Here is a 19,096-nt window from a genome sequence, read left to right as displayed (position 1 = left end):
GGCCTCAGCCAGCAGCAGCGAGAGAGGGTGCGGGTTTGGCGGTGGTGGTGTAGCTGCCGTCGAGGTAGACCAGCGGGGTGATTTCGGCGGTGGTGTGGATCTGCAGGATGCGCCCGATGAAAACGGTGTGGGTGCCGTAGCTGAAGTGGCCGTCCTGGCGGCAGAGGATCGCCGACTGTGCGTCACCCAGGTAAGGAATGCCGCCGGGGCTGGTCAGCCAGTTGCCGCGGTCGAAACGTGCTTCGCCCTTGATCGCGCCGCTGCACAGGTTGGCCAGGTCTTGTTGTTCGACGCCGAGGATGTTGACGCAGAAGTCGGCGCCGGTCGCCAGTGCGGCGTGGGGCGAGGCGGTCTTGTTGACGCAGATCAGCAGCGAGGGTGGCTCGGTGCTCAGCGAGTCGACGGCCGTGGCGGCCATGGCGAAGCGTTCGGTGCCGTTGCTGGTGCTGATAATGGTGACTGACTTGGCCAGGCGGCGCATGGCCTGGAGCATGTCGGCTTTGAGATTGACGTCGTTCATCGCACTGGGCCTTTTTTGTTGGGTGGGGAGTGCGATGGATTCTTGCTCTGGCTCTTGTCTGGAGCATCGTCCGAGGGGACTAGGCCTTGGCTGCCTCTGGGCCGACCAGGTTCTTGGTTGATTGAGTACATATCCGTTTCTTCGGTAACGGCGGCTGGCGGTTTCGCCCTTACGGCGAGTCCCTTTTGTCAAACGACACAAAAGGAACCAAAAAGTCTCGCCCCGAACGTACGGCCCCTCGCCAAGGCTCGGGGTTCCTTCGCTCCGGCATTCATCCGGGGGCATCGCCCTCCGGTTGGCTTCGCTGGCACCTACATGCGATGTGTTCGACTGCGTCGAACGGCGCTGCGCGCCAATCCCCGGCTGAACACCTCCACTCAGCCTGCCGAGGGGGCGGGTGGATCAAGATCAAAAGCTGCAGGCGAGCTAACGCTCGGCCTGATGAGTGGTGAGAAGCGACGCGGTGGTGCGGGATGCTCTGCTTTTGCTCTGCTCTTCTGTGGGAGCGAGCTTGCTCGCGATGGCGGCCTGCCAGCCGACCGAAATTTTGCAGAAGTACTCGATACCTGTGGGAGCGAGCTTGCTCGCGATAGCGGCCTGCCAGCCGACGAGGTACTCCACAGACGAACGCACCCAGCAAACAGGTCGGCCGGTAGGCCGCCTCTGGCACTGCTGCGGTGTACGCCCCCTCGTGAGGCCGAGTGGAGGTTCTGCGCAGTGGGCAACCCGGCATGGATGCCGGGTTAGCCGCCCCCGGCCATGGATGGCCGATGGCGGCGGGCCCACGGAGCAGGACCGGAGCGAGGGCATGCCGAGCCTAAGCGAGGCACCGAACGAAAGGGGCAGGAGCCCTTGGTTACTTGGGGCTTTTCCAAGTGACCCGCCGTAAGGGCGGAACCCTGAGTGGCCGTTACCGCAGCAACGGATATGTACACCCACAAAACACTTATCGCCTGACACAAAGCCATCGCGAGCAAGCTCGCTCCCACAGGGATCTTCAGTGGCCACAAGTCCCGAGTAAAACCGGAGACCGGAGAGCGAGCCTGCTCGCGATGGCAGCCTGCCAAGCAACACATCCCGTCCAGATACACCGCCAAAGACCAGTTCCCCAATCCCACATGGTCCGTTTGAGGGATGTCCCCTGCGTTGCGCATTGTTTGAATGCCAGTGTAGGGGCGCTACACCCGCCCCGTTGCACGCGCGCCCCGGCGGATGGGGTGAACAAAGGAGAACAATAAAAATGCTCAACCAAGACCTGATTCGCCAGCGTCTGAGCCAACGTGCCCGCGAGTTGGTGCCGATCCTGCGTGAACGTGCCCTGAATGCCGCGCAAGCAGGCCAGTTGCCCGAAGAAACCCTGAAGGATTTCCAGGACGCCGGGTTCTTTCGCATCCTGCAACCGTCCCGTTGGGAAGGCTATGAGCTGGAGCCCAAGGATTTCTTCGACGTACAGATGACCCTTGCCGAAGGCTGCATGTCCTCGGCTTGGGTACTGGGGGTGGTAGCGATACACAACTGGCAACTGGCGCTGTTCGACGACCGCGCCGCGCAGGATGTCTGGGGTAGGGATTCCAGCGTGCTGATCTCCTCTTCCTATATGCCGGTGGGCAAGGTCGAGCGGGTCGAGGGTGGTTTCAAATTGAGCGGTCGCTGGGGCTTTTCCTCCGGCAGCAAGCATTGCGAGTGGGCGTTCCTCGGTGCGTTGGTGCCGCCGGCAGAGGCGGGCGGGGCGCCGGATTACCGAACGTTCCTGGTGCCGCGCAGCGATTACCAGATTCTCGACAACTGGAACGTCATGGGCCTGGAAGCCACCGGCTCCCACGACATTCTGGTGGAGAACGCCTTCGTTCCCGAGTACCGCACCCATCGCGCCCTCGATGGTTTCATGCAGAACAGTCCGGGCAATGCGGTCAACACCGCGCCGTTGTTCCGCCTGCCATTCGGGCAGATCTTCGTGCGTGCGGTTTCGTCCTCGGCCATCGGTGCCCTGCAAGGCGCGGTGGATCAGTTTGTCGAGCACAACCGCGCCCGGGTCGGGGTCAATGACGGTCGCAAGATGGTCCAGGACCCGGCCGCGCAATCGGCGCTGGCCAACGCCATGGTCTGCGTCGATGAGTGCAAGACCGTGCTGCATCGCAACTTCGCCCTGATGCTGGAGCGCGCGCAAAAGGGTGAGCCGTTGAGTATGCCCGAGCGGGTGAAGATGCGTTACGACTCGGCGCTGGTGGCCGACAAGTGCGCCAAGGCCGCTGGTGACCTGATGTTCAACAGCGGTGCTTCGACGATCTTCCGCAGCCATCCGATCAACCGAGCGTTCCGTGATATTCACACCGGTCGCGCCCACGTCGCCAACAGCCCGGCCAAGTACGCCTGGAACCTCGGCGGGGTCAGCATGGGGCAGGACAGCAGCGACTTTTTCCTCTGACGCTGGCGTACAGCTCTTTTCTATGAATCGGGCTAGTCCGTTTGCGTGATTCGAGCGCCCCGCCGATGCCCGAGCATTGGCGGTAAGGCGAAGGTCTACGGCGCCGACTGCGCATCCAAATAAGCACAAGGATCAACCATGAAATTTTCCCTGATTTACGAAGCCCAGACGGTGGACTCCAGCCGCGAAGGCGACCGCAAGATTTTCGAAGACACCGTCGAGCAGGCCGTGCTGGCCGACAAGCTGGGTTTTGACACTTTCTGGTGCGTGGAACACACGGCGCTGAGCAACTACTCGCACATGTCCGCGCCGGAAACCATGCTGGCTTTCGTGGCCGGTAAAACCGAGCGCATCGGTATCGGCCACGGCGTGGTCTGCCTGCCTCCGGCGATGAACCACCCGGTCAAGGTCGCCGAGCGCATCGCCACCCTCGACCTGCTGTCCAAGGGGCGTGTGCACTTTGGCGTGGGCAAGGGCGGTACCCAGCAGGAAGCCGGCACCTTCGGCTACGACCTGGCGACCTTGCAGCCGCAGATCGACGAGATGATGTACCTGATTCCGAAAATGTTCGTGCAGGACGAGATCGAGCACAACGGCGACTTCGTGCAGATCCCCAAGCGTCCGATCCATCCAAAGCCGTATCAGGACCCGCACCCGCCGATGTACCTGGCGTGCACCAACACCGAGTCGCTGAAAAATGCCGGCGGTCGTGGCATGGGCGCGCTGGTGCTGGGTTTCGGTGGCCCGGAAGAGATCGCCAAGAAGGTTGAGGTGTATCACACGGCCTACGACAACCGCGATGAAAAGAAGCAAGTGGGCTTCCGCCCTAACCGTCACATTGCCGCGCTGTGCCCGGCCATCGTGCTGGACGACAACGCAGAAGCGCGCCGCATCGGTATCCGTGGCCAGCGTTACTTCATGGAGTCGTTGGGCTACTGGTACGGCGGTGGCGAGCGTCCGGATCCGGAGAAGTGGAAGGACGACACCTTCGTCGATGGCAATGGCCAGAGCGTGATCAAGTCGCGCTTCGCCTCTGAAGAAGTCAGTGTCGACTTCTCCGACCCGACCATGGCCATGATGAACCCGAACCACGCCTACGGCACCGTCGAGGATTGTATCGGCTACGTGCAGCGCCTGATCGATGCCGGCGCCGACGAAATCCTGTTCATCTGCCAGATGGGCACCGTGCCGCAGTGGGCGCAGCTGGAGACCTTGAAGAACATTGGCGAGAAGGTGATTCCGCATTTCCGCAAGGCGTGATAGTTGACGCTAAACGCATGAACACCGCATACCCCTTGTAGGAGCGAGCCTGCTCGCGATAAACCGGAGAACGCCGCGGGGTGCCAGGCTTGCAGCGTTATCGTTGGCGACCATCGCGAGCAGGTTCGCTCCTACAGTTGAACGCATTTCAGGCCTGGCACGGACGTCAGGCCCACTTTCCAACGGGTCCCCAAGGCCCGTTTTTTTATGCTTGCACTAACTTGACCATCACATGCCCCTCTGTTGGAGCGAGCTTGCTCGCGATGGCGGTCTTGCATTCAACATCGATGTTGAGTGGTATGACCCCATCGCGAGCAAGCTCGCTCCCACAGGTTTTTGGGTTGTTAAACGAAGCCTGTTTAACGGCTGTCAGTGTTACTTGATGAAAGCTACACCGCCTTGCGTCGTTGCCTACAGGTACGCCAGAATCCGCCGGCTTGTGCGCCTTGGGGCCGCTCGGTAACTTGATTCGCGTCACTGCCCATCAGTGATCGGGTTTAGTCGCCCGTGGTCAATCGAAGCGCATCTGCATCCAGACAGTCAGGTCATTTCATACCTGCACTTTATGGTAGCTGTGCGCAGGGCGCCTTTGGGCGCGCCGGTTTCGATTCTCCCCGGTCGACTAACCTGCGTACAGCTGCCACCTCTCGTTTAGTCGCAAGTCGGTGACGGCTCCAAATTATTGGAGAGTCGTAAATGTTCAAGGTAACGCCAAACCCGCCGGACACCGATCCGGCATCCCCGTACGAGCCCGATTCCAAAAAACTCAACGAGGCCGCCGAGCCTGCCCTCGCTTACCACTTCCCCTCGACAGCCGACATCAAAGCCACTCCTCGAACAATCAGCACACTGTTTACCGTCGACCCTGACGCTACGACCGAAACCCTGGTGGTCTATCTCGTCGAGACGTTGGCCTCGGTGGATGTGATGGTGCATCAACTGGTGGATCATCTGGAGGGCGGTGACCGTAATGCACTGCTGGGTATTTCCAATAGCGTAATGCTCGCCGAAATCACCGCGAATCGCGTGCTCGATCAAATCGAACCAGCTGCATAACCCCGCACCCCCCCCCCTGTGGGAGCGAGCTTGCTCGCGATGAGGCCCTGTCATCCAGCATCTCTGTTGACTGACACACCGCCATCGCGAGCAAGCTCGCTCCCACAGGTTTTTCAGGTTCCGCGCCATCATTTCCGCTAGTCCCATTGGACGATGTTGCCCCTCCCCGAACCCGTTTGAATAGGCCCTACATAAAGTCTCCCCCGGCAGTCGCCGAAGGGCGGCACCGCCTGAGAAAAACGAGGAGTGCATCCATGGATATCCGTGGTCTGGGTTACGTCACCCTGTTATCCAGCGACCTGGCGCAATGGCGCCACTACGCAAGCCAGGTGCTGGGCATGATGGTCATCGGATCTGATGACGACGCGCACCTGTACCTGAAGATGGACGAGCGCCACTACCGCATCCTGGTGCAGAAGAACGCCGAGAACGGCTTCGGTGCCTGCGGCTGGGAAGTGGCCGGAAAGGCGGCGCTGGAACAGGCGGTCAGCGAGTTGCAACAGGCCGACGTGCAAGTGACCCGTGGCACCGCGGCCGAGGCCGAGCTGCGCAAGGTCCAGGAGTTGGTGCACTTCAGCGACCCGGATGGCAACCGTCACGAAATCTTCTGGGGCCCGTTGCAGGACTTCGCCCGTTTCGTCTCGCCGGTAGGCGTCAAAGGGTTCGTTACCAACGAACTGGGCATGGGCCACGTAGTGCTGCCGGCACCTGCTTTCGAGCGCTGCCGCGACTTCTACGAACAGGTGCTGGGTTTTGGCCTGTCGGACCTGATGAAAGTCCGCTTCACCCCGGACCCGGCCGAGCCGCAAAAGCGTATTCACTTCCTGCACTGCAACAACGGCCGCCACCACTCGCTGGCGATTTTCGAGTGCCCGATGCCCCACGGCTGCGTGCACATGATGGTCGAGGTCAACGCGTTGGACGAAGTCGGCCGCGCCCTGGACCGCGTCCACGCCAATGGCGTGAAGCTGTCGGCCACCCTCGGTCAGCACACCAACGACCAGATGATTTCTTTCTATATCAAGACCCCGTCCGGGTTTGACCTGGAATACGGCTGCGATGGCCTGGTGGTCGACTGGGACCGCCACACGCCGTTCGAAAGCACCGTGGTCAGCCACTGGGGCCACGACTTCAGTGTCGGTCGCCAATGAGGAACATGACGATGGACAAGCAAATGACCACCGCCGAGATCGTCGGCCAACTGCGTGACGGCATGACCATCGGTATCGGTGGCTGGGGCCCGCGGCGCAAGCCGATGGCGCTGGTGCGCGAGATTCTGCGCTCGGACCTCAAGGACCTGACCGTGGTTGCCTACGGCGGTGCCGATGTCGGCATGCTCTGCGCGGCCGGCAAGATCAAGAAACTGGTGTTCGCCTTCGTTTCCCTGGACTTTATTCCGCTGGAACCGTACTTCCGCAAGGCGCGCCAGGAAGCGGCGCTGGAAGTGATGGAGATCGATGAAGGCATGCTGCTGCTCGGTCTGCGCGCGGCGGCGATGAATGTGCCGTTCATTCCGACGGCGGTGGGCCTGGGCACCGATGTGCTGCGCCACAACCGCCAGATCAAGTTGATCGCCTCGCCTTATGCCGATGGCAAGGACTGGGTGGCGATGCCGGCGCTCAAGCTCGACGCGGCGCTGGTGCACGTCGACCGTGCCGATAAACGCGGGGTGTGCCAGATCAGCGGTCCGGATCACTACATGGACGACCTGTTCGTACGGGCCGCGACCCATAGCTACGTAACCTGCGATGAGCTGGTCGACAGCGACTACTTCCATCAGGACAGCGCCCACGCCCATCAAGTGTTCTGGGAACGCAACCTGACCACCGCCGTGGCCCATGTGCCGGGCGGGGCGCATCCGTCTTCGTGCGCGCCGCTGTACGGTTTCGACGTCGCGCACTTCAAGGCCTACAACGCCACGGTCCAGGCGGCCGATGGCTGGCAGGGCTATGTCCGCGACTACGTCGACTGCACCCACGAACAGTATCTGGAAAAGGTCGGCGGCCTGGCTGCGATCCGTGAACTGCCGTTGCCGATTTTCTAAGGGAACCTTCCGATGAGCACTACTGATTACAGCCTCGCCGAACTGATGATCTGCGCGGCCTCCGAAGCCTGGCGCGAAGACGGCGAAGTATTGGCCTCCGGCATCGGCGTGATTCCGCGTCTGGCCGCTTCGCTGGCCATGCTGACCAGCAACCCGCAACTGCTGATGACCGACTCCGAAGCCTACATGGTTGCCGAGCCGGTGCCGTTGGGCGCGCGCAAAGGCTATGAACCCAAGCGCGACAGCTGGATGGGTTTCTCGCGGATTTTCGACAACGTCTGGGGCGGCAAGCGCCATGCCCTGGTGGGCCCGACCCAGATCGACCGCTTTGGCCAGGCCAACATTTCCTGCATCGGCGACTACGTCAAACCCAAGGCGCAGATGCTCGGTGTACGCGGTTTTCCCGGCAACTCGATCAGCCACGCCAACTCGTTTTGCGTGCCGAGCCACAACCGCCGGGTATTCGTCGAAGGCGAGGTCGATATGGTCGCCTCGGTCGGCTACAACCCGGCCCGACTGGCACGGGGCTGGTCGCTGAACGACATCGACATCCGCCTGATCATCACCGACCTCTGCGTGCTGGATTTCCAGGGCCCGCAACGGCAGATGCGCATCCGTTCGCTGCACCCCGGCGTGACGGCGGCGCAAGTCCAGGACAACACCGGCTTCGAGCTGCACGTGCCGGACGATTGCCCGACCACTGCCGCGCCGACGGCCGAGCAGTTGCAGCTGATCCAGCGTCTGGACCCGCACAACCTGCGCGCCCTGCAACTCAAAGACAACCCGCCAGGCCAACGCTGAGCAACGCGTTGCGGAGAAAAGTGATGGCTGAACATAACGATAACAATCAGGCCGAGGTGGTGCTGTACGAGGTGCGTGGCGCGGTGGCCCTTGTCACCATGAACCGCCCCGAGTTCCACAACGCGCAGAACTCGCAGATGACCTATGCGCTGGACGCGGCGTTTCGCCGGGCCTGCGATGACGATGAAGTGAAGGTCATTGTGTTGCGTGGCGCCGGCAAGCATTTCTCCGCCGGGCATGACATCGGCACCCCGGGCCGCGACGTCGACAAGACGTTCGACCGCGCCAGCCTGTGGTACGACCATGTGAACAAACCGGGCGGCGAGTTTTTGTATGCCCGTGAGCAGGAAGTCTATCTGGGCATGTGCCGCCGTTGGCGCGAGATGCCCAAGCCGACCATCGCCATGGTCCAGGGCGCGTGCATTGCCGGTGGGTTGATGCTGGCCTGGGTCTGCGACCTGATCGTCGCCAGCGAGGATGCTTACTTCGCCGATCCGGTGGTGCGAATGGGCATTCCCGGGGTCGAGTATTTCGCCCACGTGCATGAACTCAATCCGCGCATCGCCAAGGAGTTCCTGTTCCTCGGCGAGCGCATGCCGGCACCGCGTGCCTATCAGATGGGCATGCTCAATCGGGTGGTTGCTCGCGACGAGCTGGAACAACAGACCCTCGACATCGCCGGGCGCATCGCACAGATGCCGCGCCTGGGCCTGCAGCTGAGCAAGCAAGCGGTGAACAATGCCGAAGACCTGATGGGCAAGCGCGCGACCATGGACATGGTGTTCGGTCTGCATCACTTCGCTCATGCCCACAACGAACTGGTGTCCGGCGACCGCCTCGGCGGCTACGACGCCAAGGCCATGGCCAGTTCCCAGCGCAAAACGGGCGAGGCGTGAGCATGGCGATCTCGTTGAATACCCGTTTGACACAACTGCTCGGGTGCCGTTATCCGATCATCCAGACCGCCATGGGCTGGGTCGCCGACCCGAAACTGGTGGCGGCCACGGGCAATGCCGGTGGTTTCGGTTTCCTGGCCGGGGCGACCATCGAACCGCAGCAGATGGAAGAGGCGATTATCGAAACCCGGCGCCTGACCGATCAGCCGTTCGGGGTGAATTTCCACATGTACCAGGCCAACGCCGGCGAGATCGTCGAGTTGGTGTTGCGTCACAAAGTCCGGGCGGTCAGCTACAGCCGTTCGCCGGGCAAGCAAATGATCAGTCGCCTGAAGGACGCCGGCGTGGTGTGCATTCCCACGGTGGGCGCGCTCAAGCATGCGCAGAAAGCCGTGGAAATGGGCGCCGATGCGGTGACCGTACAGGGCGGCGAGGGCGGTGGGCATACCGGCTCCGTGCCGACCTCGATGCTGCTGGATCAAGTGGTCAATGCGGTGTCGGTGCCCGTGGTGGCGGCCGGCGGTTTCAAGGACGGCAGGGGCCTGGTTTCGGCCCTGGCCTACGGCGCCGAAGGCATCGCCATGGGTACGCGCTTCCTGATGTGCGCCGACAGCCCGGTGCCCCAGGCGACGCTTGCGCGTTACCTGGCGGTCAAGGACCCGGCGGCGATCATCATCAGCCGCGCCATCGACGGCATGCCGCAACGGATGATCCGCAACGAATTGCTTAACCAACTGGAAAACAGCGGCGGCCTCAAGCGCCTGTTGCTGGCATTGCGCAGTGGCCTGGCCTACCGCCGCCACACCGGCATGAGCCTGACCCAGTTGCTCGGCAGTGCCTTGAAGATGCGCGGCGCCGGGGAGCTGACCGCCGCGCAAAGCATCATGGCCGCCAACGCGCCGATGGTGATCCAGAAAGCCATGGTCGACGGGCAACCGGCCGCGGGCGTCTTGCCCGCCGGGCAAATCGCCGCCTCCATCGACAGCTTGCCCAGCTGCGCCCAATTGATTGAACAGATCGTCCGCGACGCCGAAGCGCGCCTGGGTGAACTGTGCCGCCGTGTGTCGTGAAGGGGCCATGTATTGTGAAGGAAGGAAACCATGAAACCATTTAGCGTCAGCATCGATAACGGCATTGCCGAACTGGTCTTCAACCGGCCACCGGTCAACGCCTTCAACTGCCAGGGCTGGGCCGACATCGCCAGCGAAATCGAAAGCCTGGGGCGCAATGCCGAGGTGCGGGTGATCCTGATCCGGGCCGAAGGGCGCGGCTTCTGCGCCGGGGTCGACATCAAGGAACTGGCCGCCGACGGCAACCTGATCGTCGCGGTGAACAAGGGCAACTACGACAGTTTCAAGGCGATCCACCGCAATCCGAAACCGGTGATTGTCGCCGTGCACGGCTTCGTGCTCGGTGGCGGCATCGGTATCTGCGGCGCCGCCGACATCATTGTCGCGTCCGATTGCGCCACCTTCGGCGTGCCGGAAGTGGATCGCGGGGCCATGGGCGGCGGTGCGCATTTGCAGCGGTTGTTCCCGGTGCAGAAAGTCCGCCACATGTACTTCACCGGCGAGGCCATCGACGCCGCCGAAGCGTACCGTCTGGGCGCGGTGGAGCGGGTGGTCAAGCACGAAGACTTGCGCGAAGCCGCGTTGCAGATCGCCCGCACCATCGCCGCCAAGAGCCCCGGCATGATCAGCCTGGCCAAGGAAGCGCTGAGCGGCATCGAAGACGGCAATCTGGAAGACAAATACCGCTGGGAGCAGGGCTTCACCCTCGAAGCCTACCGCTCACTGGACTCTCAGGAAGCACGCGACTCGTTCGTCGAGAAACGCGATGCCCGATTCAACGGCTGAAGGCATATCCATGGACCTGACCTATACCCCGGCCCAGCAGGCCTTTCGCTTTGATGCGCGGACCTGGCTGGCGGCCAATGTACCGAGTGAACCGCTGCAATCGTTCGACACCGAGCAAGGTTTTGCCGAGCACCGCGCTTGGGAAGCCAAGCTCAATGAAGGCCGTTGGGGCATGGTCACCTGGCCGACCGAACTCGGTGGCCGTGGTTGCGACCTGATCGAGTGGCTGATTTTCGAAGAGGAATACTACCGTTCCGGGGCGCCGGCACGGGTCAACCAGAACGGCATCTTCCTGCTCGGCCCGACCCTGATGGAGTACGGCAGCGAAGAGCAGAAAGCGCGATTCCTGCCGCGCATGGCCACCGGCGAAGACATCTGGGCCCAGGCCTGGTCCGAGCCGGGTGCCGGTTCCGACATGGCGGCGATCCGCTCCAAGGCTGAGCGGGTGGGCGACCACTACGTGATCAACGGCCAGAAAACCTGGTCGACCCGCGCGGTGTGGGCTGACTGGGCGTTCGGTATTTTCCGCACCGACCCGCAGTCTCAGCGCCATCACGGCCTGACGTTCATCCTGCTGCCGCTGAACACGCCGGGGATCACCGTGCGGCCGATTCCGCAGCTCAATGGCTTGCCGGGTTTCGCCGAGATTTTCTTCGACGACGTCAAGGTGCCGGTGGAGAACGCCCTCGGTGGCGAAGGCATGGGCTGGCACGTCGCGATGTCCACCGCCGGTTTCGAGCGCGGCCTGTTGCTGCGCTCGCCTGCGCGTTTCCAGGAAACCGCCAAGCGCCTGGTGCAGTTGTACCTGGCCAACCGCGAGCAGGCCGACCGCGACCCGGCCATTGGCGAAGCAGTGATGCGCGCCTGGCTCGATGCCGAGGCCTACACCCTGGGCACCTACATGACCGCCTCGCAGCTGGTGCAGGGCGGCAAGATCGGGCCGGAATCGTCGACCAACAAGATCTTCTGGTCCGAACTCGACCAGCGCATGCACGACACCGCCATGAGCATTCTCGGTTTGCGTGGCGAACTGCTGCCCCAAGCTCCGGCCGCCGGTGACGTCGGCCATTGGCTGGAAGGTTTCCTGTTTGCCCAGGCCGGGCCGATCTACGCCGGCACCAACGAGATCCAGCGCAACATCATTGCCGAACGCATGCTCGGCATGCCGCGTGCCTGAGGAATAGACCATGGACTTTAGTTTCAGCCGCGACCAACTGCTGTTTCAGGACAACGTCCGCAGCTTTCTGATCAACGAAGTCACCCCGGAACGCATTCGCGAACTGTGGCAGAGCGACAGCGGGCGCAGTGAGCAACTCTGGGCGCAATTGGTGGAACTGGGCCTGACCGCCCTGACCGTGCCCGAGGCACAGGACGGCATGGGCATGAATGAGCTGGACTTCGTGCTGATTGCCCAGGAGTGCGGTTACGCCGGTCTGCCTGAGCCGCTGGTGGACACCATGCTGGTCGGCGTGCCGTTGCTCGCCGCCCTGAATGAGCAACACGCCCCGCTCAAACAAAAATGGCTGTCGCGAGTGGCCGAGGGCCGCGCGCGTCTCGCGGTTTCCGAGCCAGGTAATCCGCTGGTCAGCGATGCCCATGTCGCCGATCTGCTGTTGCTGGCCCGTGGCGATGAAGTGCACGCCCTGGAGCGTGATGCCGTGCGCCTGACCCGCAACGAGTCGGTCGACCCGAGCCGTCAGTTGTTCCAGGTCGAATGGACGCCAACGCCGGACACCTGTGTTGCCAGCGGTGAACAGGGCCGACGTTTGTGGGCCGCTGCCTTCAACCGTGGCGCCCTCGCCAGTGCCGCGCAATTGCTCGGACTGGCCAAGCGCATGGTCGACCTGGCGGTGGACTACACCTTCGAGCGCAAGCAGTTCGGCAAACCGGTGGGGTCGTTCCAGGCGGTCAAGCATTTGATGGCTAACGTCGCGGTGCAGATCGAGTTCGCTAAAGGCCCGCTGTATCGCGCCGCCTATGCGCTCGCAGAGCAGCAGGCAGATCAGGACGTATTCGTCTCCCACGCCAAGCTGGCAACGGCGGAAGCGGCCATGCTTGCGGCGAAGAACACCATCCAGGCCCACGGCGCCATGGGGTACACCTGGGAAGTCGACTTGCATCTGTTCATGAAGCGCGCCTGGGCGCTGGACAAGGTCTGGGGCGATCGCGGTGTGCACAAGGGGCGGATTCGCGCTGTGTTGCTGGACGGCAAGCCTGCGCTGGGTGCGGGCAGTACGTTCTAACCCGTCAGTAAGGGTGACTACATCCCTGTGGGAGCGAGCTTGCTCGCGATGGCGGTGCGTCAGCTGGCATCAATGTTGGATGTGCCGGCCTCATCGCGAGCAAGCTCGCTCCCACAGGTTATCGGCGCCTGATCATAATTTTTTCACCGAGGTAGACCATGCCTGAAGCCTACATAGTCGACGCCCTGCGTACGCCCACCGGGCGGCGCAAGGGTGGTCTGAGCCAGATCCACGCCGCCGACCTGGGCGCCCACGTATTGCGCGCGCTGGTCGAGCGCAATGCCATTCCCGACGAGGATTACGACGACGTGATCTTCGGCTGTGTCGACACCATCGGCCCGCTGGCCGGTGACATCGCCCGCACCAGTTGGCTGGCGGCCGGCCTGTCGCAATCGGTGCCGGGCACCACCATCGATCGCCAGTGCGGCTCGTCCCAGCAAGCGGTGCACTTCGCCGCCCAGGCGGTGATGAGCGGGACTCAGGACGTGGTCATCGCCGGTGGCGTGCAGACCATGACCCAGATCCCGATTTCCTCGGCGATGATCGCCGCCGAGCCCTTGGGTTTCACTGATCCGTTCAGCGGTTCCGAAGGCTGGGTGCGGCGCTATGGCGCGCAACCACCGACGCAGTTCCGTTCGGCGCAGATGATCGCCGAAAAGTGGGACCTGTCCCGGGCACAACTTGAAGCCTATTCGCTTGAGTCCCATCGACGTGCCTTGCAGGCCATCGAGCAAGGCCGCTTCAACCGCGAGATCGTGCCGCTGGCCGGTGTGCTGCATGACGAAACCCCGCGCCAGACCAGCCTGGAAAAAATGGCCGAGCTGGAATTCCTGTTTGGCTGTGACCGGGTCACCGCCGCGGTGTCGAGCCAGACCTGCGACGCGGCCAGCGCGATGCTGATCGTCTCGGAGGCGGCGCTCAAGCGTTACGGCCTGACGCCACGGGCACGCATCCATCACCTGAGCGTGCGCGCCGAAGACCCGATCTGGATGCTCACCGCGCCGATCCCGGCCACCGCTTACGCACTCAAGCGCGCCGGCATGAAGCTCGAAGACATTGACCGTGTGGAGATCAACGAAGCCTTCGCCTCGGTGGCCATGGCCTGGTTGAAAGAGACTGGCTACCCCCACGAACAGACCAACGTCAATGGCGGCGCGATTGCCCTCGGACATCCATTGGGCGCCACCGGCACTCGCTTGATGTGCACCTTGCTGCATGAACTGGAGCGCAGCGGCGGACGCTTCGGCATGCAGACCATGTGCGAAGGCGGCGGTCAGGCCAACGTGACGATCATCGAACGCTTGTAAACCAGGATGTACACCGATCCTGTAGGAGCGAGCCTGCTCGCGATGGACTCAAGAACGACGCGGGCATTCAGATACCCCGCGTTTTCGTTAACGACCATCGCGAGCGGGCTCGCTCCTACAGGGAATTGTGTCGACCCGTGATGAATTTGAAGGATGTAGAACATGAAAATCTGTGAAAACCGTGTGGTGATCATCACCGGTGCCGGCGGTGGTCTGGGCCGTGCCTACGCGTTGGCCTTCGCCGCCGAAGGCGCAAAAGTAGTGGTCAACGACATCAATCGTGAAGCGGCGTTGGCCGTGGTCGGCGAAATCCTCGGCCAGGGCGGCAGTGCCGTGGCCAACAGCGACGACATCACCCGCTATGACTCGGCGGGCTTGATCGTGCGCCAGGCCATCGAAACCTTCGGCGACCTGAACGTGGTGGTCAACAACGCCGGCATCTGCCGCGACCGCATGTTCGCCAGCCTCAGTGAAGCCGATTGGGATGCCGTGGTGGCCGTGCACCTCAAGGGCCATTTCTGCATTTCCAGCCACGCCGTGAAGTACTGGCGTGAGCAGGCCAAGGGCGGCGCCAAGGTCGATGCGCGGATCATCAACACCAGCTCCGGCGCCGGTTTGCAGGGTTCCATCGGTCAGTCCAACTACGCGGCGGCCAAGGGCGGCATTGCTTCGCTGACGCTGGTGCAGGCGGCTGAGCTGCGCCGCTACGGGATCACCGCCAACGCCCTGGCGCCGGCCGCGCGCACCGGGATGACCGAGCAAGTGTTCGCCGACACCATGAAAAAGCCTGAAGAGGGCTTCGATTACTTCGCCCCGGAAAACGTCGCGCCGCTGGTGGTGTGGCTCGGCTCCGAGGCTTCCGCCGAGGTGACCGGGCAGATGTTCGAAGTCGAGGGCGGCAAGTTGTCGATCGCCGACGGCTGGCGCCGTGGTCCGCAACTGGATCGCCAGGGCCGCTGGGCGGTCGGCGAGATGGGCGATGCCGTCGCTCAACTGATGACGCAGGCGGTTCCTGCGGCCAAAGTTTACGGCAGCTGAAAAAGACCGGTCTCGGGAGGCGTGTGCATGGCTATAATCGGCCCACGTTCCAACGCTGATCACCTGTAGGAGCGAGCTCGCTCGCGATGGACTCCAGCGCTACGCGTTTATTCAGACAGAACGCGTTATCGTTCACGTCCATCGCGAGCAAGCTCGCTCCCACAGGTTACCTGCGATCCCTCCAGTCACCACACGAGACCTGCCATGACCATTTCCCTGTACGACGCTTCCGTGCCTGTTTTCCAGCAAATGCTCAACGCCCTGAGCGATGTACTGAAAAAGGCCGAGGCTCACGCCACCGAAAAAAACATCGACCCTAACGCGTTCCTGCAAGCGCGCCTGTTCCCGGACATGTTCCCTCTGGTGCGTCAGGTGCAGATCGCCGTTGATTTCAGCAAGGGTGTTACCGGTCGTCTGGCTGAAGTCGAGCTGCCGAAGTACGACGACAGCGAAACCACCTTCGCCGAACTGCAAGCGTTGATTGCCAAGGCACTGGCCTTCATCGGCTCGATCAAGCCGGAGCAGATCAACGGCAAGGAAGGCATCGAGATCGTCACCCGTCCGGGCACGCCTAAAGAGAAGCGCTTCAGCGGCCAGTCCTACCTGCTGACCTACGGCCTGCCGCAGTTCTTCTTCCACATCACCACCACTTACGCACTGCTGCGCCATAACGGCGTGGAAGTGGGCAAGCGCGACTACATGGGCGCGTTCTAAACCGTCCGGGTACAAAAAAGCCCCCGGAGCCTGAGGCTGCGGGGGCTTTTTCATGGGGCCGCATTTTTCATTTACACCGCAGACCCCTGTGGGGTCAGGCCAGGCGTTCGGCTTTTTGCTCTTCACCCAGGCAAGCCGCCGCGGTGAACAGCACATCGGTGGACGAGTTGAGCGCGGTTTCCGCCGAGTCCTGCAACACGCCGATGATGAAACCGACCGCCACCACCTGCATGGCGATTTCGCTCGGAATGCCGAACAGGCTGCACGCCAGTGGAATCAGCAACAGCGAACCACCGGCTACACCGGAAGCACCGCAGGCGCAGATCGCCGCGACGACGCTCAGCAGGATCGCCGTCGGAACGTCCACGGTGATGCCGAGGGTGTGCACGGCCGCCAGGGTCAGTACGGTGATGGTGATCGCAGCCCCCGCCATGTTGATGGTCGCGCCCAGCGGGATCGATACCGAGTAGGTGTCTTCGTGCAGGCCCAGACGCTTGCTCAACTCCAGGTTGACCGGAATGTTCGCCGCCGAGCTGCGGGTGAAGAACGCCGTGATGCCGCTCTCGCGCAGGCAGGTCAGCACCAGCGGATACGGGTTGCGGCGCAGTTTCCAGAACACGATGAGCGGGTTCATCACCAGCGCCACGAACAGCATGCAGCCCAACAGCACGGCCAGCAGCTGCGCGTAGCCGATCAGCGCACCGAAGCCGGAAGTGGCGAGGGTCGAGGCCACCAGGCCGAAGATGCCCAGCGGGGCGAAGCTGATCACCAGGCGCACGATCACTGTCACGCCATTGGACAGGTCGCCCAGCACTTCACGGGTGGTGTCGCCGGCGTGGCGGATGGCAATACCCATACCGATGGCCCACGCCAGGATGCCGATGAAATTGGCATTCATCAGGGCGCTGACCGGATTATCGACCACGCTCAGCAACAGGCTTTGCAACACTTCGCCAATCCCGCCAGGCGCTGTGACCGCGACGTCCTGGGTCGACAGCACCAGGCTCGACGGGAACGTCATGCTGGCAACCACCGCCACAACGGCCGCGGCGAAAGTGCCCAGCAGATACAGGAACAGAATCGGCCGGATGTGGGTTTCCTGGCCGTGCTTGTGGTTGGCAATCGACGCCATGACCAGCACGAACACCAGGATCGGCGCGACGGCTTTGAGCGCCGAGACAAACACTTTGCCGATGAACGCCGTGGACTTCGCCATGTCGGGGGCGATCAGCGCCAGGGCAATACCGGCGATCAGGCCGATCACGATCTGTGTGACCAGGCTCAGGCGTTTAAGGCGTTGCAATAGAGAAGGGGATGAAGCTGTCATAAAACGGCATCTCTGAATTTTTATAAGTGCATGGTTTCGTCGCAGTTGCAGCAACAAGCAGGGCAGGCCGCAGACCGGAAACCGGGAGGGGAATACAGGGTGTAGAACACCGCATTCCTTGTGGGAGCGAGCTTGCTCGCGATGACGCTGGCACAGTCGACACTTGCGTTGTCTGACGGTCCGCCATCGCGAGCAAGTTCGCTCCCACAGGTTTTGCCCCTTAAATGATCGGCATTGATCACAGGGTGTACGTTTTTCAGGGCGCGGACTTTATCACAGCGCAGGAACGATCTTTCAGACCTGTGACGAACTGCCACCCTGGTCTTCAACGCGAATTGCAGGTTCGTGCAACCGCATCCGAAAACACTCTGTTAAGATTCGCCATCCTCATTTTCATGTCTGCCAGTGGGCCTTCGGGCTATCGCTGGTGTTTTCGTTTTCTGGAGTTTTGCATGCTGCTGCCCATTCTTCTGTTGTCCGCCGCCGGCTTCACGGTGCTGACCACGGAATTCATCATTGTTGGCCTGTTGCCGGCTATCGCCAGGGACCTGGAGGTCAGCATCCCGCAGGCCGGTTTGCTGGTGACCCTGTTCGCCTTCACCGTGGCCGCGTTCGGGCCGTTCCTGACGGCGTATTTCGCCCGCTTCGAGCGTCGCAAGTTGTTCATCTCGGTGCTGATCATGTTTGGTCTGGCCAACACGGTCGCGGCGCTGGCGCCGAACATCTGGGTGATGGCGTTTGCCCGCTTGATCCCGGCGCTGGGGTTGCCAGTGTTCTGGGCTTTGGCCAGCGAAACGGCGGTGGACATCGTCGGGCCGGATTACGCCGGTCGCGCCATCGCCAAGATCGGCTTCGGCATCGTTTGCGCCACGGTGTTCGGCATTCCCGTGGGCACGCTGATTTCCGATGCGTTCGGCTGGCGCAGTGCCTTCGCGATTCTGGCGGTCATCGCCTTTGCCAAGGCATTGCTGCTGTTTATCTATCTGCCCAGGACCAACCTGCACCAGCATCAGGTGAGCTTTCGCTCGCAGTTCAAGATCCTGCGCAGCCCGCTGATGCTCGGTCACGTGCTGCTGTCAGTGATTGTGTTCAGCGGCATGTTCACCGCGTACACCTATCTGGCGGACATCCTTGAGCGCCTGGCCGGCTTCAACGGCACCGTGGTCGGCTGGTGCCTGATGGGCTTTGGTGCGGTCGGGCTGATCGGTAACTCCCTGGGTGGCCGTGCGGTGGATCGTCATCCGTTGATGGCGTCGATGATGTTCTGTGCGTTCATGATTGCCGGCCTGGTGGCGCTGGTGCCGAACATCCACTCGCCGCTGGGTCTGGCAGCAGCGATGGGCATCTGGGGCGTGACCCAGGCAGCGTTGTTCCTGGTCAGCCATGTGCGCCTGATGAAAGCTGCGCCCGAAGCGCCAGCGTTCGCCGCGTCGCTGAACATCGCCGGGGCCAACCTCGGTATCGGTCTGGGCGCGATGATCGGTGGCCGGGTAATCGACAGCGTCGGCCTGCAAGGCCTTGGCTTCGCTGCTGCGGCGTTCATCCTCGCCTCGATCCTGCTGGCCATTGCGCTGATGACCTTCAAACCCCGGGAAGTCTGCGCCTGAGT

The 19,096-nt window shown here is 62.5% G+C and carries 17 protein-coding genes; 15 read left to right on the top strand and 2 right to left on the bottom strand.

What is annotated here, in order from left to right; translation table 11 throughout:
- Positions 1 to 4: 4 nt before the first annotated feature.
- Positions 5 to 520: a flavin reductase family protein gene (locus ABIE16_RS17560; protein ID WP_057714069.1), complete on the bottom strand. Its 516-nt coding sequence runs from the start codon at positions 518 to 520 to the stop codon at positions 5 to 7.
- A gap of 1,240 nt (positions 521 to 1,760) precedes the next feature.
- Between ABIE16_RS17560 and ABIE16_RS17555 the strand changes: the two genes are divergently transcribed.
- The 14 genes from ABIE16_RS17555 (at position 1,761) to ABIE16_RS17490 (ending at position 16,160) form a co-directional block, all read left to right on the top strand.
- A complete protein-coding gene (locus tag ABIE16_RS17555) occupies positions 1,761 to 2,945 on the top strand; it encodes a flavin-dependent monooxygenase (RefSeq protein WP_150812557.1) in 1,185 nt (394 codons plus the stop codon).
- A 138-nt stretch (positions 2,946 to 3,083) separates the two neighbouring features.
- On the top strand, positions 3,084 to 4,205 hold the full coding sequence (locus tag ABIE16_RS17550) for an LLM class flavin-dependent oxidoreductase (RefSeq protein WP_102672755.1): 1,122 nt from the start codon (positions 3,084 to 3,086) through the stop codon (positions 4,203 to 4,205).
- A gap of 696 nt (positions 4,206 to 4,901) precedes the next feature.
- Entirely contained in the window at positions 4,902 to 5,261 is a 360-nt protein-coding gene (locus tag ABIE16_RS17545; RefSeq protein WP_154861394.1) for a DUF6124 family protein, read from the top strand.
- A gap of 254 nt (positions 5,262 to 5,515) precedes the next feature.
- Positions 5,516 to 6,412 carry a VOC family protein gene (locus ABIE16_RS17540; protein WP_223503380.1) on the top strand — a complete coding sequence of 299 codons (897 nt, stop codon included), beginning with the start codon at positions 5,516 to 5,518 and terminating at the stop codon, positions 6,410 to 6,412.
- A gap of 11 nt (positions 6,413 to 6,423) precedes the next feature.
- Entirely contained in the window at positions 6,424 to 7,305 is an 882-nt protein-coding gene (locus ABIE16_RS17535) for a CoA transferase subunit A (RefSeq protein WP_429521653.1), read from the top strand.
- Between the two features lie 12 nt (positions 7,306 to 7,317).
- A complete protein-coding gene (locus tag ABIE16_RS17530; RefSeq protein WP_218496128.1) occupies positions 7,318 to 8,106 on the top strand; it encodes a CoA-transferase subunit beta in 789 nt (262 codons plus the stop codon).
- 23 nt (positions 8,107 to 8,129) lie between these two features.
- The gene (locus tag ABIE16_RS17525; protein ID WP_046043072.1) at positions 8,130 to 9,002 is read left to right on the top strand and encodes an enoyl-CoA hydratase; all 873 of its coding nucleotides are present in this window, start codon (positions 8,130 to 8,132) and stop codon (positions 9,000 to 9,002) included.
- A gap of 2 nt (positions 9,003 to 9,004) precedes the next feature.
- Complete coding sequence (locus ABIE16_RS17520; protein WP_429521652.1) at positions 9,005 to 10,072, top strand: NAD(P)H-dependent flavin oxidoreductase; 1,068 nt, start codon at positions 9,005 to 9,007, stop codon at positions 10,070 to 10,072.
- A 30-nt stretch (positions 10,073 to 10,102) separates the two neighbouring features.
- Entirely contained in the window at positions 10,103 to 10,858 is a 756-nt protein-coding gene (locus ABIE16_RS17515) for an enoyl-CoA hydratase family protein (RefSeq protein WP_429521651.1), read from the top strand.
- A gap of 10 nt (positions 10,859 to 10,868) precedes the next feature.
- Positions 10,869 to 12,035 (top strand): acyl-CoA dehydrogenase family protein, encoded by a 1,167-nt coding sequence (locus ABIE16_RS17510; RefSeq protein WP_057714078.1) that lies wholly within the window; start codon positions 10,869 to 10,871, stop codon positions 12,033 to 12,035.
- Positions 12,036 to 12,045: 10 nt separating this feature from the next.
- Positions 12,046 to 13,101 carry an acyl-CoA dehydrogenase family protein gene (locus ABIE16_RS17505; protein WP_429521650.1) on the top strand — a complete coding sequence of 352 codons (1,056 nt, stop codon included), beginning with the start codon at positions 12,046 to 12,048 and terminating at the stop codon, positions 13,099 to 13,101.
- Positions 13,102 to 13,259: 158 nt separating this feature from the next.
- Entirely contained in the window at positions 13,260 to 14,408 is a 1,149-nt protein-coding gene (locus tag ABIE16_RS17500) for an acetyl-CoA C-acetyltransferase (RefSeq protein ID WP_057714080.1), read from the top strand.
- Positions 14,409 to 14,570: 162 nt separating this feature from the next.
- Positions 14,571 to 15,446: an SDR family oxidoreductase gene (locus ABIE16_RS17495; RefSeq protein WP_057714081.1), complete on the top strand. Its 876-nt coding sequence runs from the start codon at positions 14,571 to 14,573 to the stop codon at positions 15,444 to 15,446.
- Between the two features lie 204 nt (positions 15,447 to 15,650).
- The gene (locus ABIE16_RS17490) at positions 15,651 to 16,160 is read left to right on the top strand and encodes a DUF1993 domain-containing protein (protein ID WP_057714082.1); all 510 of its coding nucleotides are present in this window, start codon (positions 15,651 to 15,653) and stop codon (positions 16,158 to 16,160) included.
- 94 nt (positions 16,161 to 16,254) lie between these two features.
- Here ABIE16_RS17490 and sstT read toward each other — a convergent pair whose 3' ends face one another.
- Positions 16,255 to 17,487, bottom strand: coding sequence for a serine/threonine transporter SstT (gene sstT / locus ABIE16_RS17485; protein ID WP_223503368.1), 1,233 nt, complete (start codon positions 17,485 to 17,487; stop codon positions 16,255 to 16,257).
- Positions 17,488 to 17,939: 452 nt separating this feature from the next.
- On the opposite strand from sstT, the gene ABIE16_RS17480 reads away from it, so the two are divergent.
- A complete protein-coding gene (locus ABIE16_RS17480) occupies positions 17,940 to 19,094 on the top strand; it encodes an MFS transporter (protein ID WP_090456711.1) in 1,155 nt (384 codons plus the stop codon).
- The last annotated feature ends 2 nt before the right edge of the window (positions 19,095 to 19,096 follow it).

Source organism: Pseudomonas sp. 2725 (assembly GCF_050434585.1).
GTDB classification, from domain to species: Bacteria; Pseudomonadota; Gammaproteobacteria; order Pseudomonadales; family Pseudomonadaceae; genus Aquipseudomonas; species Aquipseudomonas jessenii.
The sequence above is the reverse complement of the archived record's forward strand: the minus strand, read 5'-3'. Positions and strand labels throughout refer to the sequence as shown.

What these genes read in the sequence shown, in the direction of transcription:
- ABIE16_RS17525 (WP_046043072.1), top strand. Translation starts at nt 8,130, where the DNA reads ATGGCTGAACATAACGATAACAATCAGGCCGAGGTGGTGCTGTACGAG.
- ABIE16_RS17490 (WP_057714082.1), top strand. Translation starts at nt 15,651, where the DNA reads ATGACCATTTCCCTGTACGACGCTTCCGTGCCTGTTTTCCAGCAAATG.
- ABIE16_RS17540 (WP_223503380.1), top strand. Translation starts at nt 5,516, where the DNA reads ATGGATATCCGTGGTCTGGGTTACGTCACCCTGTTATCCAGCGACCTG.
- ABIE16_RS17500 (WP_057714080.1), top strand. Translation starts at nt 13,260, where the DNA reads ATGCCTGAAGCCTACATAGTCGACGCCCTGCGTACGCCCACCGGGCGG.
- sstT (WP_223503368.1), bottom strand. Translation starts at nt 17,487, where the DNA reads ATGACAGCTTCATCCCCTTCTCTATTGCAACGCCTTAAACGCCTGAGC.
- ABIE16_RS17480 (WP_090456711.1), top strand. Translation starts at nt 17,940, where the DNA reads ATGCTGCTGCCCATTCTTCTGTTGTCCGCCGCCGGCTTCACGGTGCTG.
- ABIE16_RS17530 (WP_218496128.1), top strand. Translation starts at nt 7,318, where the DNA reads ATGAGCACTACTGATTACAGCCTCGCCGAACTGATGATCTGCGCGGCC.
- ABIE16_RS17560 (WP_057714069.1), bottom strand. Translation starts at nt 520, where the DNA reads ATGAACGACGTCAATCTCAAAGCCGACATGCTCCAGGCCATGCGCCGC.
- ABIE16_RS17550 (WP_102672755.1), top strand. Translation starts at nt 3,084, where the DNA reads ATGAAATTTTCCCTGATTTACGAAGCCCAGACGGTGGACTCCAGCCGC.
- ABIE16_RS17535 (WP_429521653.1), top strand. Translation starts at nt 6,424, where the DNA reads ATGGACAAGCAAATGACCACCGCCGAGATCGTCGGCCAACTGCGTGAC.
- ABIE16_RS17520 (WP_429521652.1), top strand. Translation starts at nt 9,005, where the DNA reads ATGGCGATCTCGTTGAATACCCGTTTGACACAACTGCTCGGGTGCCGT.
- ABIE16_RS17505 (WP_429521650.1), top strand. Translation starts at nt 12,046, where the DNA reads ATGGACTTTAGTTTCAGCCGCGACCAACTGCTGTTTCAGGACAACGTC.
- ABIE16_RS17555 (WP_150812557.1), top strand. Translation starts at nt 1,761, where the DNA reads ATGCTCAACCAAGACCTGATTCGCCAGCGTCTGAGCCAACGTGCCCGC.
- ABIE16_RS17545 (WP_154861394.1), top strand. Translation starts at nt 4,902, where the DNA reads ATGTTCAAGGTAACGCCAAACCCGCCGGACACCGATCCGGCATCCCCG.
- ABIE16_RS17515 (WP_429521651.1), top strand. Translation starts at nt 10,103, where the DNA reads ATGAAACCATTTAGCGTCAGCATCGATAACGGCATTGCCGAACTGGTC.
- ABIE16_RS17495 (WP_057714081.1), top strand. Translation starts at nt 14,571, where the DNA reads ATGAAAATCTGTGAAAACCGTGTGGTGATCATCACCGGTGCCGGCGGT.
- ABIE16_RS17510 (WP_057714078.1), top strand. Translation starts at nt 10,869, where the DNA reads ATGGACCTGACCTATACCCCGGCCCAGCAGGCCTTTCGCTTTGATGCG.